The sequence below is a fragment of the Geobacillus sp. WSUCF-018B genome (assembly GCF_002809985.1).
In the GTDB taxonomy this organism is placed as follows: domain Bacteria; phylum Bacillota; class Bacilli; order Bacillales; family Anoxybacillaceae; genus Geobacillus; species Geobacillus thermophilus.
Map to the genome: position 1 here is coordinate 17,358 of NZ_PIJF01000020.1, position 15,927 is coordinate 33,284.

Here is a 15,927-nt window from a genome sequence, read left to right on the forward strand (position 1 = left end):
TGCCCATTATAGTGAAATGGAGGAGAGAAGAAAGAGGGAGTTAGTGGATGAGATGGTAACCATACAATGAAAACAACTTTTCCTTCGACATCAACAAATATTTCGGCGGGCGAACAAGCGGCATGAGACGGTGTTGGGCCACTGTCATCATCGGCCAATGGGATGCCATTTTAAACCAACGGTAAAATGAATTGCCAATGTCAATGGCATCAAATCCGAGTCTCTCACAACCTTTATTTAACATCGTCACGCCGATGATCCCTTTTATGCGGGAGGACTGTTTGTGATGGTAAAGATGATGGGCAACATACGGCAAACCGGCTTTCACTTGTTCGAAAATATAACGTCCTTTTTGAATATCGCTTCGATACTGCATCAGTTCGCGAAGCAGACGAACATTATGAAGGTGAATTTTCAACAGCCAGTCATTGGCCGCGATCGTCGTTCCGTCCGAAAGGTGAATGGTTTCACCCTTGTATCGAAGCAAACGGACGCGGAAAATGGAACGACAGCCGTTCTCTTTCCCACCAGCATACTCAAGGCGGGAACATGCATAATAGAGCGGATCCATCAGTCCCCATACAGACAACAGCCACTGCGTCGCTTTGCTTCTCATTGGCGGCATCCTTCCCTGCTCGTTCTATCCATTTACATTATGGAATCGATCGAGCGCCATTATAAATGGAGAAAAAAGGAGAAAAAATCGCTGCATGACCAGTCGGGAGACGCGCGTACTGAGGTCCAGTTCCATTTCGCCCCCTGCTCGAGGCTTTATCAAAAAAGCGCGCACGAATCTCTATGCGCGCCAAACAACCATGCTCTTATGATTGGACAAACGCCACTGTGTTTACATCCTGTTGGCACACGGCCAGGCGGTTTTCCGCATGCTTTGCTTCCAAGCAGGAGATGCATCCAAAATTCGAATCTGTCCGAACCCCTAGAGGGCTGGTGATTTAGTACAAAAAGTTGCTGATCCCAGACGTTTTTCAATTAGAGAAACCTTGCGAGGCCATCTTTCTTTTTTGGCGAAATGCCGCTGATTTGCGCGTGACAGCCATTTTTCACCTGCCTTCTAGGAACGCATCCGAAAATGCGCATTCATTTGCCCTTTCAACATCCGCTCACGCAGCTCTTTCGTCATTTCCTGACGGATTTCCCACGTCGATACCCCTTCCTCGCGCTGATTGGCGATTTTCATCAACTGCTCCACATCGGCGAACGAATATTTGCGAATTCCTTTGGAACGGTCAGGGAACACCAGCTTCCGTTCCTCGTAATAACGAATTTGCCGCTGCGACAGCCCGGTCAGTTCGCTGACGACACCGATCGAAATGACTTTTTTGTATTTGTAATGATCCTCTTGAGGATGATCTGTCATACTCCTCACCTCAATTCGTTGTATTTTCTAACGTAATTATACAAAAAATGATGTTAGCCCGCTAACTTTTGTAAATAAAATTAACATATTTTTTAAATTTCCTGTAAATGTACTTAACACATTTGCTGTACACTGAAGAAAAAGATAGTATGGTAAAGGTAAAAACAGGGAGGGAATCGAATGGGGACATGGATGAGAAGCGCCGTGCGGAAGAAAAAGCAGTTTTACATCGAACGACTGATGCAGTTCGGCTTAGCCGCCGACCGCGAGCGTCTCGAAGAGTGGACAATGGCCGAACTGCGCCGCGAATATGAACGATTCCACCCCGCCCAGACGATCGAAGGAGGACGCCGCCATGGACAAACAAGCCCTCGAACTGGCCAAGCGCATCATTGAACTTGACCTCGAGCGCGATGCGATGTTTGAACAGCTGATCGCCCTCATCGGCAATCAAGCGGATGAGCTGCTTCGATTTTTGCAAAATCGATTATAAAACGATCATGCGAAAGTGCCCTGAATTTCTTCACGGGCACCTTTTTTCACCCTCATTCTTCAACAGAAATCCTTCCGAAATCAGCGCCAAGGCTGGAAAAACTTAAGAAACGCCGCGAACCCCCCCTCTTTGTCAACCTAAAGAAAGGACTGTGTTCCACCAGTTTTTTCGTTCAATCAAACGATTTCCTTTGAAAGTTTGCAGCGTCTCTTTGGGTTACCCTATTCATTCTGCTGCTTTTTGAGAGAACGATTCGACCGCAACCGTAGTTCCTTGAAGGCGACGAGCGGCCATCACCGCGGCCATGAAAACGAAGGCCAGCATCCAAAACCCATACGCCGAAGAACCGGTCCACTGCTTCATCACCCCGAGCACGTTCGGCAGCAAAAACCCTCCCAGTCCGCCAGCGGCGCCGATGATGCCCGTCAACAAGCCAACCTCTTTCGGAAACCCGTCGGAACAACTTGGAACAACGCACCGTTCGCCGCGCCAAAACAAAGGAAAAGAGCAACCATCAATCCGAACAGGACGAAAAGAGACGGCAATGTACCGATGCAAGCCAGCAACAAAGTCCCAGCGGCAAACAACAAGGAAAGAAGCCGCATTCCCCCGATCCGGTCGGCGATATAGCCGCCAATCGGCCGGATGAAACTGCCCGCAAACACGACGGCGGTGACGAAATCGCCAGCCGTGACTTTGCTGACGCCGTATTCATCAAAGAAGAAAATGCCCAAGTAACCCGTCAGCCCCACAAATCCGCCGAATGACAAGCTGTAGAAGAAACAAAACAGCCATGATTCTTTGCGGCGGAGGACGGCTCGGTATTCACGCAAGGAGACGGGCTTGACGGCTGTCGGACATTCACGCGCTAGCCAAGCGAACAAAAGGAAGACGACAACAAGCGGTACGAGCGCCAACCCGAACACCGCGTTCCAACCATACATCTCCGCCAGGCGCGGACCAAACAGCGTCGCCAGCACCGTCCCGCTGTTGCCGGCCCCGGCGATCCCCATGGCCAGCCCTTGATATTCTTTCGGATACCAGCGGCTCGCAAGCGGCAACGCAACGGCAAAGCTGGCTCCGCCCACCCCTAATAAAAATCCGAGCGCATACACATCCGTCATCTGATCTGCAAACCGCCAGCCCCACACAAGCGGCATAGCCGTCACCGCCATGCCAAGCAGACCAGCCCGCTTCCCGCCCCAGCGGTCGGCGAGCAGCCCCATCGGAATGCGAAGCAGCGCCCCGCCCAACACCGGAATGGCGACCATCATCCCTTTTTCCGCCGGCGTGAGCGCAAACTGTTCAGCGACAAACACCCCGAGCGCACCAAGCAAGTTCCAAATCATGAAACTAATATCAAAATAGAGAAACGACGACAATAGCGTCGGCGCATGCCCGACGCGCCAAAACGATTTTCTCGCCATCTTCCCCCAACTCCCCCTTGGCACAGAATGTTCGTTATGTTAAAATGGAAATGAAAGCGATTTCTCAACCTACTTCCCGCCGTATTGCTGGGAAGTTTTTTTTCTTATGGCGCGTCTCGGTCCGCGCGCCCCGCTGGGGATGATTCCCCGCCGCGGACGGAAAAGAGAGCGCTTTTTCCGGCGAAATGAACCACACAAGTCAATTTCTCCCTAAATCGACCACTGGCCGCACCCGAGCTGCGCACCGCTTAAACGCCGGCATGCGGCAATGCGGATCGAGCTCATCGGATGTGACGTTGTTGATTTGCCCAAGGCCGCTCCAGTGGAACGGGACAAAAATCGTATCCTCGCGAATTTGGTCATTGTATCGGCTGCGGACGACCGCCGCACCGCGGCGCGTTTCAATGCGCACAAGCATCCCTGGGCCGATCCCGTATCGTTTGGCCGTCCTCGGGTGGATTTCCACGACCGCCTCCGGCTGCCGCGCCGAAAGCGCCGGGCTCCGCCGCGTTTGCGTTCCGCTCAAATAATGAGCAAGCACCCGTCCGGTCGTTAAATAAAGCGGATACCATTCATCCGTCTCCTCTTTCTCCGGCCGAAACGGCAAAACCGCAAACCGAGCCTTGCCGTCCGGATGAGCAAACCGTCCCGTAAACAACCGAGGAGTCCCAGGATGATGCGCATCGGGGCAAGGCCAGTAGACACGTTCGCGCCGAAGCCGCTCATACGTCACACCGTAATAATCCGCTTTGCCGCCGCGGCTCGCCAACCGCAGTTCATTGAAAATCTCTTCGGCTGACGTGAACGGGAAGAAGCGGCCCTTGCCAAGCTTGTGCGCAATCGCGCATAAAATTTCCCAATCATGTTTCACCTCCCCAGGACGCTTCCGAGCCGCCGATCGGAAGCACACCCGCCCTTCGACGTTCGTCACCGTGCCTTCGTCTTCCAAATACGACGAAACAGGCAGCACGAGATCGGCCAGCTCGGCTGTTTCGGACAAAAACATATCCGCAACGACAAGAAACTTCAGTTTTTGCATCGCTTTGGCCACAAACGCCGCATTCGGGCTCGAGACGACGGGGTTCGACCCCATGACCAACAGCCCGGTGATCTCGCCCGCATCGATCTTTTGCATCATTTCATACGCTGACACCCCCTTTCGCGGCAGCTCATCCGGCGCAACGCCCCATACGCTTGCGATATACCGCCGGTGTTGCGGATGCTCAATGCTTCGGTAGCCCGGCAGCTGATCGGCTTTTTGTCCATGCTCGCGCCCGCCCTGCCCGTTCCCTTGTCCGGTGATCGAGCCAAACCCAGAGCCAGGACGGCCGATGTTTCCGGTTGCCAGCACGACGTTGATCCACTGTCTGACCGCCGCATAGCCGTCCGTCTGCTGCTCCAAGCCGCGCGCCGTGAGCACGATCGCATCGGCCGCCTCCCCGTACTTTCGCGCCGCCAAGCGAATCTTCTCTTCCGGCACGTCAGTCAGCCGGACGATCTCATCCATCTCCACTGCTTCTATGTGCTGTTTCCATTCGGCAAACCCAACCGTCCGCTCGCGCACAAACGCTTCATCGATATATCCTTCGTCAAGCAGCACTTTCCCGATGCCGACGGCCAGCGCCGCATCCGTTCCGGGCTTGAGCGGCAGGTGCAGATCCGCCAACGCCGCCGTTTTCGTTTCCCGCGGATCCACCACGATGATAAAAGCGCCGTTCTTCTTCGCTTCATAAAAATACGGCATCAACGTCGGCTGGCATTCGGCGACATTGGTCCCAGCCAAAATGATCGTCTGGGCGAGTGGAATGTCGGAGAGCGGATTCGTCAACCCGCGGTCAAGACCAAACGCGTCGTTCATCGCGGCCGCGGCCGCCGACATGCAAAAACGGCCGTTGTAGTCGATGTGCCGCGTCTTGAGCGCCACGCGGGCAAATTTCCCGAGCAAATACGCCTCCTCGTTCGTCAAGGATCCGCCGCCGTAAACAGCAAACGCATCGACTCCATCTTCCTTCTGAATGGAGATGATTCGTTCCGCGATCAGCGAAAGCGCCTCCTCCCAACGGACCCGCACAAACCGGCCGTCCACTTTGGCAAGCGGAACCAACAGCCGCTCGGGATGCAAAGCGTGCTGGTGGGCGTTCATCCCCTTTAAACAAAGGCGGCCGTTGGACGTCGGGTTGTCGGTCGGGACCGCCTTGTAGCGGCGCCGCTCTACAATCCGCTCCTCCACCAGCTGAAGCGTGCACTGGACGCTGCAAAACGGACATTGCGTCGCGGCAGCCGTTTCTGACGCCCGTTCTTTTTCCTTGGCGCGAAAGTAGCGCAGCAATTCGTTCGTCATCGCCATTCCCCCGCTTCCTACAGCTCGACATATACCAAGCCGTCTTTCACCGCCGCGCGGTACGTTTTGACACACCCTTCATCCGGCGCCTGCACCCGGCCGTCTTTCAGGCAAATTTTCCAATCATGGAGCGGACAAAACACAAACTCGCCGCTCACAATACCTTGTGACAAATCGCCTCCTCGATGCGGACAGCGGTTTTCAACGGCAAATACTTGATCGTCACCCGTCCGGAACAACGCCAGCTCACGATTCCCAACCCGCACGCATTTTCCGAGCCGCTTCGGCAGCTGTTCCAATGTTCCCACTTCCACCTTCATCCTCTCTTCGTCCTCCTCCTGCATCGATGTCTGATCCTGTTTGACCATTCCTTTACAAACTTTCATGAACAACGTAAAATCGCTCTCCGCAAACGAAAACCTCGTTTCCGGCTGGACGATGGCCATCATTTCCCTCTCTTCGTTCCAGCATTGATCCTAACCCATGATCAATCCAGGCGGCGGAACATCAACTTTTTCCGCCCGCCGTCATCCCCCTTCATTCCACCGGCACCGGCTCTTTGTCGCCGATATCGCGGAACAACAGTTGCTGCAGTCTCTCGTTTTCGACGATGTCCCGCCACGGATCTGTTGTCGCGGAAAGAGCTTTGTGAAGCCGCTCAAGCAGCGTGCGGCGCGTTTCCACATCGAACAACACTTCGCGGATATGCTCAAGCCCGACGCGCTCGACCCATTTGGACGTCCGTTCCAAATAATGCGCGGACTCGCGGTAATATTGCAAAAAAGCACCGGTCATCTCGATCACTTCGTCTTCCGTCTTGACCGTGCAAAGCAAGTCAGCTGCACGCAAATGGGTGCCGCCGTTGCCGCCGACATAAATCTCCCATCCGCCCTCGACGCCGACGACGCCGACATCTTTAATGCCCGATTCCGCACAGTTGCGCGGGCAGGCGGAGACGGCCATTTTCACTTTATGCGGCGTTTTCAGCCGCTCAAATGTTTGTTCCATCCGAATGCCAAACCCGGTCGAATCTTGCGTCCCAAAGCGGCAAAACTGCTTGCCGACGCACGTTTTCACCGTCCGAAGCGCCTTGGCGTAGGCGTAGCCGGACGGCATGCCGAGATCGGCCCAAATGCGCGGCAAATCTTCTTTTTTCACCCCAAGCAAGTCGATGCGCTGCCCGCCGGTGATCTTAATCATCGGCACGTTGTATTTTTCCGCGACATCGGCGATGTTCCGCAGCTGTTCGGCTGTCGTCACCCCGCCATATATGCGCGGCACAACGGAGTACGTGCCGTCGGCCTGGATGTTGGCGTGCAGCCGCTCATTGACAAACAACGATTCCGCTTCTTCATCGTACTCGCCCGGATACAACATGCCCAGGTAATAATTGAGCGCCGGACGGCATTTCGAACACCCTTCCTCGTTTTTCCATCCCAATACACTCATCACTTCTTTGACCGTCATCAGCCGCTTTTCTTTGATCGCTGCAACCACTTCCTCGCGGCTTAGGTCCGTGCAGCCGCAGATCGTTTCTTTCACCGCATACCGGTTCGCTTCTTCACCAAGCATATGCTCAAGCAGCTCGGCGACAAGCCCTTTGCATCCGCCGCACGAGCGAGACGCGTTCGTATAGTCGCGCACCTCGGCGACCGTCTTAAGCCCGTGTTCGGCAATCGCCTGACAAATCGCGCCTTTTGTCACCCCGTTGCAGCCACAGACGACATCGGTATCCGCCATCGCCGCCACAAGGCTTCCTTTTCCTCCCGATGAAGCCGGCGCCAATAACGAAAGAGAAAGCGCCTCAAGCGAATCGCCGCGCTGGATCATATCAAATAGTTTTCTTCCTTCGCTCGTATCGCCAAACAGCACTGCACCAACGATTTTCCCTTCGCGAACGACGACTTTCTTGTACACCGAGCGCGCTTCGTCGTACAACTTGATCGATTCCGTGCCCTCAACGTCCATAAACTCGCCGGCTGAGAACACATCGACGCCTGACACTTTCAGTTGGGTCGAGACGACGGATCCTTCGTACGGCTTTCCTTTTCGGCCGCAAATCGCTTGTGCCAGCACTTTCCCCTGCTCATAAAGCGGAGCGACGAGTCCATACACAACACCGCGATGTTCCGCGCATTCACCGACCGCGTAAATGTGCGGCACGCTCGTTTCCAAGTAGTCATTGACAACGATTCCTCGATTCACCTCAATGCCGCTTCTCCGCGCTAAATCAACATTCGGACGAATGCCGACCGCCATCACCACCAAGTCGGCGGCAATGGACGTACCGTCCTTAAATCGCACTCCTTCCACACGGCCGTTGCCGAACAATTCAGCCGTCTCTTTGCGAAGCAAAACGTTCATTCCTTGTTTCTCCAGCTCCCGCTGCAGCAGCTTGGAAGCGGTCGGATCAAGCTGGCGTTCCATCAAATAGTCGAAAATATGGATGACATCGACATCCATTCCTAAGTGAAGCAGGCCGCGCGCCGCCTCCAAGCCAAGCAAGCCGCCGCCAATGACCGCCGCTTTTTTGTACGTCTTCGCATATTCGATCATCCGCTCGCAATCTTGGATGTCGCGAAACGCCGTCACCCCGGGCAAATCCGCCCCCGGCACCGGCAAGATAAACGGATTCGACCCTGTCGCGAAAATCAATTCATCGTATTCGACTACCCGCCCACGGTCGGTCCGAACAAGCCGCCGCTTGATGTCGACTTCCGTCACCGTTTCGCCGGCAAACAGCCGAATGCCGTTTCGTTCGTACCATTCCCAACTGTTCAACGTAATGTCATCAAGGCGCGTATCTCCTTGCAGCACCTTCGACAACAAAATGCGGTTATAATTCGGATGCGGTTCGCTGCCAAAAATCGTGATCTCAAACGCCTCGCGGTCAAGTTTTAAAATCTCCTCGATGCAGCGAACCCCCGCCATGCCGTTGCCGATTAACACGAGTTTTCGTTTCACGTCGCCATCCCTCCATACTTCATACGTTGTTCCACTTTCTTATTGTCATCGATGCAGCCAAAGCCGGATCGTCATCACCAGCAACTCCCATAATCCGATTGTTCTTGTTCGCATCACCCTCACATTCCCCCTTTGCCTTGGTTGTGCCCATCATATCACGTCAAACATGAAGCATGTATTTTTTATGTAAGTTTATATAACACACTTTTAACAAAAAACATGAATAATCGCATGAAAAATCAGAGTAATATACGTATTTGTTGGAACCATGTAACTTTTTATCACATAAAGAAGCGGCCTCCCGGCTGATGGCGCGGAGGCCGCTTCTTATTGGAGGTTGCTCATTAGGGGATGATCAGTGAATCGGACGGGATTCCAACAGTTCATCGATGATGCGCGCGTAGTGGTCAATGCGCCGCTCCAGCTCCTCCATCTGCCGCTCAAGGCGGGTGATGTATTGACGGAAGGTCATCGGAGCGCCGTATCGCTGTTCGAGCCGTTCTTCGATTTTCTGCCGCTCGCCGTGGACAGAGACGAAGATGCGCATCTCGCGGCCGAACACTTCGCGGACGGTTTCACTGATGAGTTCGCCGTATCTTGTTTGCAGCCATTCACATTGAATGTCGTTGAGGCATTCAATGATGAGCCAATCGTCATCCACCGTCGCCGACGTCGAGGCAAACCACGTGTCAAACGACGGGCCGGGCAGCTTTTGCGCAAGCTTCGTTTTCACTTGCTCCCAAAGATGATGCTCCTTCACACTGTCACCTCCTTTCATCTACTCTCTTGGCTGCCATACATGTTCGCGCAATTTCGCCCGAATGTCATCCGGAATCGGTTCAGGCCGCCCAGTGTCAAAATTGAAATTGACATACACCGCCCGTCCTTTGGCGCACACCACCCCGTTTTGGTGGATTTCTTCATAAATCGTGAGGCTTGTGTTGCCGATGCGCTCAATGCCGGTATACACGGTCACATCTTGCCCATAATACAGTTGGTTGACGTAGTCAACCTCCATGCGGATGATCACCATCCGCCAACGTTTGAATGACAAGTCAGGCGTAAATAGTTTAAAAATTTCATGCCGCCCCGCTTCAAACCAAACGGGCACGGTCGTATTGTTAATATGGCCGACGCCGTCGGTTTCCGACACGCGCGGCGTAATGACAGTCGTAAACATGAATGCTCCTCCTCCACAAGAACTGGAATCGTCTTTTGTCGAATTTCGGCGGCTGATGTATATGGGTTCGCTCCACGATGCGGAAATTCCTGCTTCACCATCAAGAAAACGTGAAAAACGTCACCCCTTGAGCGGAAGGGGGATCCAACCTGAGGAGCGAGACCCTATTTCCAACAGCCAAAGAAAAAACAGGAGCCTGAAGCAGCCCCTGTTTTTGTGTTCTCACTTGTTGTTCGGTTCCATGATCGTCCCGGCAAACGCTGCTTGATAAATCGCGCGGATGTCGGCTTCCAAAAGCGGCATCGGGCTGCGGGCGAGCAGCCGTTTTTGCTGAATGGCGTCTTTTGTCAAGCTTTCTAACGCACTTTCCGGAATGCCAAAACCGCCGAGCGTCTTCGGGATGCCGACATCGGCGACGAGGCGCTCGAGCTCCTCGACGCAACGGCGCGACGCCTCCTCCTCTGATAAAAAGCTTGAGTTGCCGCCAAGGGCGTTTAACATGTCCGCCATTCGTTTCGTGCAGCTTTGGCGAATGTAGCCCGTCACATACGGCAAGAGCACGGCGTTCGATTCGCCGTGGGCGATATGAAACTGCCCGCCGAGCGGATACGCGAGCGCATGCACACCCGCCACGCCGGCGTTGAAAAACGCCAAACCGGCCAAATAGCTGCCGTTCGCCATATCGATGCGCGCCTGTTTGTCCGCTCCATTTTCCACCGCCTTGCGCAATGAGCGGGAAATGAGACGCATCGCCTGAAGCGCCAAGCCGTCCGACGTCGGGCTCGCATTGACCGACACGTACGCCTCGACCGCATGGGTGAGCGCATCGATCCCAGTCGCCGCCGTCACCCGCGGCGGGACGGAAACCGTAAGCTGCGGGTCGACGATCGCCACATCCGCCAACAAATAGTCATGCGTCACGACATCTTTCGTCGTGTCTAGCGACAAGACGGAGATGTTCGTCACCTCCGACCCGGTGCCTGATGTCGTCGGAATCAATATTTTCGGCAATCCTTTTTTCTCAAGCGTTCTCGTCCCCGTCAAGTTTAAATAATCAGCAACCGGACCTTCGTGCACGGCCAACACAGCAGCCAGTTTCGCCAAATCCATCGCGCTGCCGCCGCCGACGCCGATGACGAGATCAAACTCTCCGCCGCGGACAAACGCCACCGCCTTCTCCCCCGTTTCAAGCGGCGGCTCCGGCACGACGTCCGTATATACATGCACGTTGCACCCTGCTTGCCGGAGCGGGGACGTCACTTGCTCGACGAGGCCAATTTTTTCAAGCGCTGGATCGGTGATCACCAACACGTGTGTGCCTCCAAGCCTTTTTACTTCTGGAACTAACTGGCCAAGCGCCCCCCAGCCGACATAGCTGAGCGGTGGAAAGACGATGCGGGATGCGGTCATGGTTTTCTCTCCCCCTTATTCAACATTTTTTCGGAAGAATGAACGCGTTTTCTTTCCATCCGCATAACCAAACTCCTATGCTCGCCAAGCTTCCTCGAGCTCCCTCTTCAGCTCTTCGACAAGCTCCGCCGCCGGAAGCTCCCGCGCCAGCCGATATCCCGTCCCGGCCCAAAGCGACATTCCCTCCGGGTCGCCCGCCTTGGCGGATGCGGCGCGCAGCGGCTTCGTCATATGGTGCACATGCGGATACGCCGCCGGCGCCAAGGCGCGATACTCCGCCATAAACCGGTTCACAAGCCCGCGCGCCGGCCGGCCGGTAAACGCCCTCGTCACGGCCGTCTCCACAAACCGCGGATCGGCAAGCGCCTGTTTATGAAGCGGGTGCGCCCCGCTTTCCGGGCAGCGCAAAAACGCCGTCCCGAGCTGCACCGCGCTCGCCCCGGCTTTAAGAGCCGCCGCAATGCCGCGCCCATCCATGATCCCGCCCGCCGCCGCGAGCGGAACCCGGACCGCCGCCCGCACTCGGGCCAGCAGCGGAAACAACTCAAGCGCCTCATCTTGTTCCGGATCGTTGCCAAACGACGCCCGATGCCCGCCCGCTTCCTCCCCTTGCACACAAAGCGCATTCGCCCCAGCTTCGGCTGCCATTTCAGCTTCCTCCACCGCCGTGACCGTCACGATCACAAACGATCCCGCCTTTTGCAAGGCAGCGATCACTTCCTTGTCCGGGCAACCAAATGTAAAGCTCACAACCGGCACTCGCTCCTGAAGAAGCACATCAAGCTTCGCCGCCCAGTCGTCGTCCTCCCATTTCGGCTCGCCGACTGACGCCCCAAACCGCTCCGCCTCCGCCGCCAGTGCTACACGGTACCGTTCGACCGCCTCCTCATCCACTGTTTTGTCCCCCGGCACAAACACATTTACCCCAAACGGCCGATCCGTCAACGTCCGCAGCTCGTGAATTTCCTTCCTTATGGCCTCCGCTGTCTTGTACCCGCCAGCCAAAAACCCAAGCCCTCCGGCGTTCGACACCGCCGCGGCCAGTTCAGGCGTCGACACTCCGCCTGCCATCGGCGCTTGAATGATCGGGATGGGAAGTGTAGAGAACATGGCAATACCCTCTTTCTGCATTAGTGGTTGTCCTATCCTCGTTTACGGTTTCTTAACTCTTTCGCGTTTTACTCAAGAAATTCCTTCATCGTTGCGTATAGGAGCATTTTGATTCTCCTACAAAGGGATAAAAAACTGATACGGCGAAGAAATAACGAGACACAGGCTGTCTTTATGAAAGACTATGACGGGGATCAAATAATGAAGCAACTAAAAACCAAAATCGAAAACAACGAGGAACTAACAGAACGAGATGAGTTGAATCTTATCTTTTTACCCTTGATGAAAAGTACTGTAGACTGTTCAGAACGAGCAATTGAGGCAGTAGAATTAGCCCAAAAGATTACAGATCCAGAAAAACAATTCCGCTTATTGTCAACGATTATTGCTGTGTCGGACAAATTTATCGATGAGAAATACGTTGAAAGACTAATGGAGGCGATCAAAATGGTGAGAGTACTTCGGGAATTGGAAAAAAGAGCAGAGCTGAAAGGGAGAATTTTTGAAAGCCAACAAGCCATCAAAAAATATATGAAAGCCCGGTATGGAGCAGCGGCAAAAGAAATACAGGACAAAGTAGATACGATCACCGATTTGTATATATTGACCCATCTGTTAGATGACATTTTCGGAGCTGAAACACGTGAAGAAATCGAACGACTAATCGACGAAGCGATCACAAAACAATCACAGATGAACCAAAGCACAAAACAGCTGGGAAAATAAAATGGTTTCTCCCCCAATCCGCCAGCCGGTTTGGGGGAGAGAAGTCACGGCCGAAACGCCTTTAACCGTTTCGCCAGTTCTTTCGTACGCGGATATACATCGCGATAAATCGCAAACAGCTCTTTGTATCGGGCGACCGCATCCGGCCGCGGTTCGACGACGGATTCGACTTGTTTGAACGCATCCGCGCATTGCTTGAGCGAATCGAACCAGCCGACGCCGCACGCGGCGATCATCGCAGCGCCCAGTCCCGGCCCTTGTTCGTTTTTCAGTTTTTCCACCGGGATGCCGAAAATATCGGCTTGGATTTGCAGCCACTCGGCGCTTTTCGCCCCGCCGCCGATCGAGACGACCGAGTCGATCGTTTTGCCGCTCGCTTTGATGATCTCCACCGACTCGTTGAGCGAGAACGTAATCCCTTCCATGACCGCGCGGGCGAAATCCCATTTCGTCTGCCGCGAGTCGATGCCGATAAACGACCCGCGAATATCGGCGTCCGCATAAGGCGTCCGCTCGCCGACCAAATACGGCGTAAACAACAACCCGTTCGCACCGATCGGCGACTCGGCAGCGCGCTGGACGATCTCGGCAAACGGCACGTCTTCCGCAAACGTCCGCTTCCACCAGTCAAAGCTGTAGCCCGCCGCCAGCGTCACGCCCATGATATAGTAAGCATTTGGCTCGGCATGGTTGAAATAATGCACTCGTCCAGCGAAGTCTTTTTCCCCGCTTTGTTCATAGGCAAGCACAACGCCGGACGTGCCGATGCTTGACATCATGCGGCCTTCTGCCAAAATGCCCGCGCCAACCGCGCCGCAGGCGTTGTCGGCCCCGCCGGCAAACACTTTCACCGATACCGGCAGCCCCGTCTGCTCGGCCACCTCCGGGCGCAGCGTCCCGACGAACGCCGTCGCTTCGACAAGCGGCGGACAAAGCGAAAGATCGACGCCGACCGCACGGGCGATCGCCTCGCTCCACGTTTTCGTTTTGATATCCAACAGCAGCGTCCCCGCCGCATCCGATACATCCATCGCCATGTGCCCGGTCAAGCGGAAGCGGACATAATCTTTCGGCAACAAAAACACCCGCGCCCGCTCGTACAGCTCGGGTTCATGGTTTTTCACCCACAACAGTTTTGGCAGCGTAAACCCTTCGAGCGCCTCATTTTTGGCAATGGAAAGCAGCTGGTCGCGGCCGACCTTCTCTTCAATTTCCCGACACTCTTCCGTCGTTCGCGTATCATTCCACAAAATCGCGTTGCGCACGACATTCCCATCGCCATCAAGCAGCACGAGCCCGTGCATTTGTCCGGAAAAACTCAAGCCGACGATCGATTCTGGGGAAACGCCCGCCGTCTCCCACACGCGGCGCAGCGCGATGATCGTTTTCTCCACCCAATCGTCCGGGCGCTGCTCGCTATAGCCGGAATGCGGCTGGTAGAGGGGATAGGACTCGGTCCATTCCCCTCTCACCTCGCCGTGTTGGTCGACAAGCAGCACTTTGACGGCACTCGTTCCTAAATCAACGCCAATGACGTACGCCAACGTTCATCCCTCTTTCACGAACGGGATACGCTCGGCACGCTGACTTCCAACAAATATTGGTTGAGCAGCGTTTTCAAGCGTTCAAGACGGCCGGACGTATTGCGAATTTCACCGAGCTGCAGCGCATATTCTTCAAGCTTTTTGAAATCGGCCGTTCCGTCGACGATTTCGCGGCCAATGCCTTCCGTATAGCTTTTGTACCGCTCTTCGATGAACTGTTCAAACACGCGGTCTTCCAACAAGCGGTGCGCGACTTTCAACCCGATCGCAAAGCTGTCCATCCCGGCGATATGGGCGTAGAACAAATCTTCCGGTTCAAACGAGCCTCTCCGCACTTTCGCATCAAAGTTCAAGCCGCCGCGCCCCAGGCCGCCGTTTTGCAAAATTTCATACATCGCCAGCGTCGTCGCATACAAATCTGTCGGGAACTCGTCCGTATCCCAGCCGAGCAGCGTATCGCCTTGGTTCGCATCGACCGAGCCCAACATGCCATGAATGCGGGCGACGCGCAACTCATGCTCAAACGTATGCCCGGCCAATGTCGCATGGTTCGCTTCAATGTTGAATTTGAAATGATCCTTGAGCCCGTATGTTTGCAAGAACGCCAACGCCGTCGCCACATCAAAATCGTATTGATGCTTCGTCGGCTCTTTCGGCTTCGGCTCGATCAAAAACTGGCCGTCAAAGCCGATTTCTTTCGCATAGTCGACCGCCATGTGCAAGAAGCGGGCTAAGTTGTCAAGCTCCAGCTTCATGTCCGTATTCAAGAGCGTCTCATAACCTTCCCGGCCGCCCCAAAACACGTAGTTTTCCGCTCCGAGCCGTTTGGCGATCTCGAGCCCTTTTTTCACTTTCGCCGCCGCATAGGCGAATACATCGGCATTGCATGACGTTGCCGCCCCGTGAACGAAGCGTGGATGGCTGAACAAGTTCGCCGTATTCCACAGCAGCTTCGTTTTGCTTGTTTTCATGTACTCTTCAATCATATCAACGATTTCATCCAAGTTTTTATACGTCTCGCTGAGCGTTTCCCCTTCTGGCGCAATGTCGACGTCATGGAAGCAGAAAAACGGAACGTTCAACTTTTCAAACAGCTCAAACGCCGCCTCGACGCGCGCCTTCGCCAAATCCATCCCGCTGTATTTGTCCCACGGACGAATCATATTGCCGACGCCGAACGGATCCGATCCATCCCCCGTAAACGTATGCCAATACGCGACCGAAAAGCGCAAATGCTCCTCCATTGTTTTGTCGCCGACTTTTTCTTCCGGATTATAAAACTTAAACGCCAACGGATTGCGCGACTCCGGCCCTTCATACGCAATCTTGCCGATATTCGGAAAATAAGCCATGC

Annotated in this window: 14 protein-coding genes and 1 pseudogene; 3 read left to right on the forward strand and 12 right to left on the reverse strand. The window is 54.6% G+C overall.

Features of this window, described 5'->3' with window-relative positions:
- Positions 1 to 40: 40 nt before the first annotated feature.
- Positions 41 to 616: a YkoP family protein gene (locus CV944_RS07990; protein WP_100664042.1), complete on the reverse strand. Its 576-nt coding sequence runs from the start codon at positions 614 to 616 to the stop codon at positions 41 to 43.
- Between the two features lie 456 nt (positions 617 to 1,072).
- Positions 1,073 to 1,378, reverse strand: a complete 306-nt coding sequence (locus CV944_RS08000; RefSeq protein WP_047818455.1) for a MerR family transcriptional regulator — start codon at positions 1,376 to 1,378, stop codon at positions 1,073 to 1,075.
- Positions 1,379 to 1,558: 180 nt separating this feature from the next.
- Between CV944_RS08000 and CV944_RS08005 the strand changes: the two genes are divergently transcribed.
- Both CV944_RS08005 and CV944_RS17450 read left to right on the forward strand, forming a co-directional pair.
- A complete protein-coding gene (locus tag CV944_RS08005) occupies positions 1,559 to 1,774 on the forward strand; it encodes a Fur-regulated basic protein FbpA (RefSeq protein ID WP_015374949.1) in 216 nt (71 codons plus the stop codon).
- Entirely contained in the window at positions 1,734 to 1,871 is a 138-nt protein-coding gene (locus tag CV944_RS17450) for a hypothetical protein (protein WP_015374950.1), read from the forward strand. The genes CV944_RS08005 and CV944_RS17450 overlap by 41 nt, the downstream gene beginning before the upstream one ends.
- Before the next feature lie 225 nt (positions 1,872 to 2,096).
- Here CV944_RS17450 and CV944_RS08010 read toward each other — a convergent pair.
- From CV944_RS08010 to CV944_RS08045, 8 genes and pseudogenes are all read right to left on the reverse strand, one after another.
- Positions 2,097 to 3,298: pseudogene (locus tag CV944_RS08010) on the reverse strand (nitrate/nitrite transporter).
- Between the two features lie 199 nt (positions 3,299 to 3,497).
- Complete coding sequence (nasC, locus tag CV944_RS08015) at positions 3,498 to 5,645, reverse strand: assimilatory nitrate reductase catalytic subunit NasC (protein WP_100664044.1); 2,148 nt, start codon at positions 5,643 to 5,645, stop codon at positions 3,498 to 3,500.
- Positions 5,646 to 5,656: 11 nt separating this feature from the next.
- Entirely contained in the window at positions 5,657 to 5,959 is a 303-nt protein-coding gene (gene nirD / locus CV944_RS08020; protein WP_033008815.1) for a nitrite reductase small subunit NirD, read from the reverse strand.
- Between the two features lie 217 nt (positions 5,960 to 6,176).
- Positions 6,177 to 8,603, reverse strand: a complete 2,427-nt coding sequence (gene nirB, locus CV944_RS08025; RefSeq protein WP_100664045.1) for a nitrite reductase large subunit NirB — start codon at positions 8,601 to 8,603, stop codon at positions 6,177 to 6,179.
- A gap of 355 nt (positions 8,604 to 8,958) precedes the next feature.
- The gene (locus CV944_RS08030; protein WP_020755829.1) at positions 8,959 to 9,363 is read right to left on the reverse strand and encodes a DnaA N-terminal domain-containing protein; all 405 of its coding nucleotides are present in this window, start codon (positions 9,361 to 9,363) and stop codon (positions 8,959 to 8,961) included.
- A gap of 18 nt (positions 9,364 to 9,381) precedes the next feature.
- Positions 9,382 to 9,783: an acyl-CoA thioesterase gene (locus CV944_RS08035; protein WP_025950748.1), complete on the reverse strand. Its 402-nt coding sequence runs from the start codon at positions 9,781 to 9,783 to the stop codon at positions 9,382 to 9,384.
- 222 nt (positions 9,784 to 10,005) lie between these two features.
- Positions 10,006 to 11,193, reverse strand: coding sequence for an iron-containing alcohol dehydrogenase (locus CV944_RS08040; RefSeq protein WP_100664046.1), 1,188 nt, complete (start codon positions 11,191 to 11,193; stop codon positions 10,006 to 10,008).
- A gap of 75 nt (positions 11,194 to 11,268) precedes the next feature.
- Positions 11,269 to 12,303 (reverse strand): nitronate monooxygenase, encoded by a 1,035-nt coding sequence (locus CV944_RS08045; protein ID WP_047818461.1) that lies wholly within the window; start codon positions 12,301 to 12,303, stop codon positions 11,269 to 11,271.
- A 201-nt stretch (positions 12,304 to 12,504) separates the two neighbouring features.
- Here CV944_RS08045 and CV944_RS08050 point away from each other — a divergent pair, with 201 nt between their 5' ends.
- Positions 12,505 to 13,029 carry a hypothetical protein gene (locus CV944_RS08050; protein ID WP_145994820.1) on the forward strand — a complete coding sequence of 175 codons (525 nt, stop codon included), beginning with the start codon at positions 12,505 to 12,507 and terminating at the stop codon, positions 13,027 to 13,029.
- A 44-nt stretch (positions 13,030 to 13,073) separates the two neighbouring features.
- On the opposite strand, the gene xylB is transcribed toward CV944_RS08050, so the two are convergent.
- Positions 13,074 to 14,573, reverse strand: coding sequence for a xylulokinase (xylB, locus tag CV944_RS08055; RefSeq protein WP_100664047.1), 1,500 nt, complete (start codon positions 14,571 to 14,573; stop codon positions 13,074 to 13,076).
- Between the two features lie 14 nt (positions 14,574 to 14,587).
- Positions 14,588 to 15,925 carry a xylose isomerase gene (xylA, locus tag CV944_RS08060; RefSeq protein ID WP_100664048.1) on the reverse strand — a complete coding sequence of 446 codons (1,338 nt, stop codon included), beginning with the start codon at positions 15,923 to 15,925 and terminating at the stop codon, positions 14,588 to 14,590.
- Positions 15,926 to 15,927: the final 2 nt, after the last annotated feature.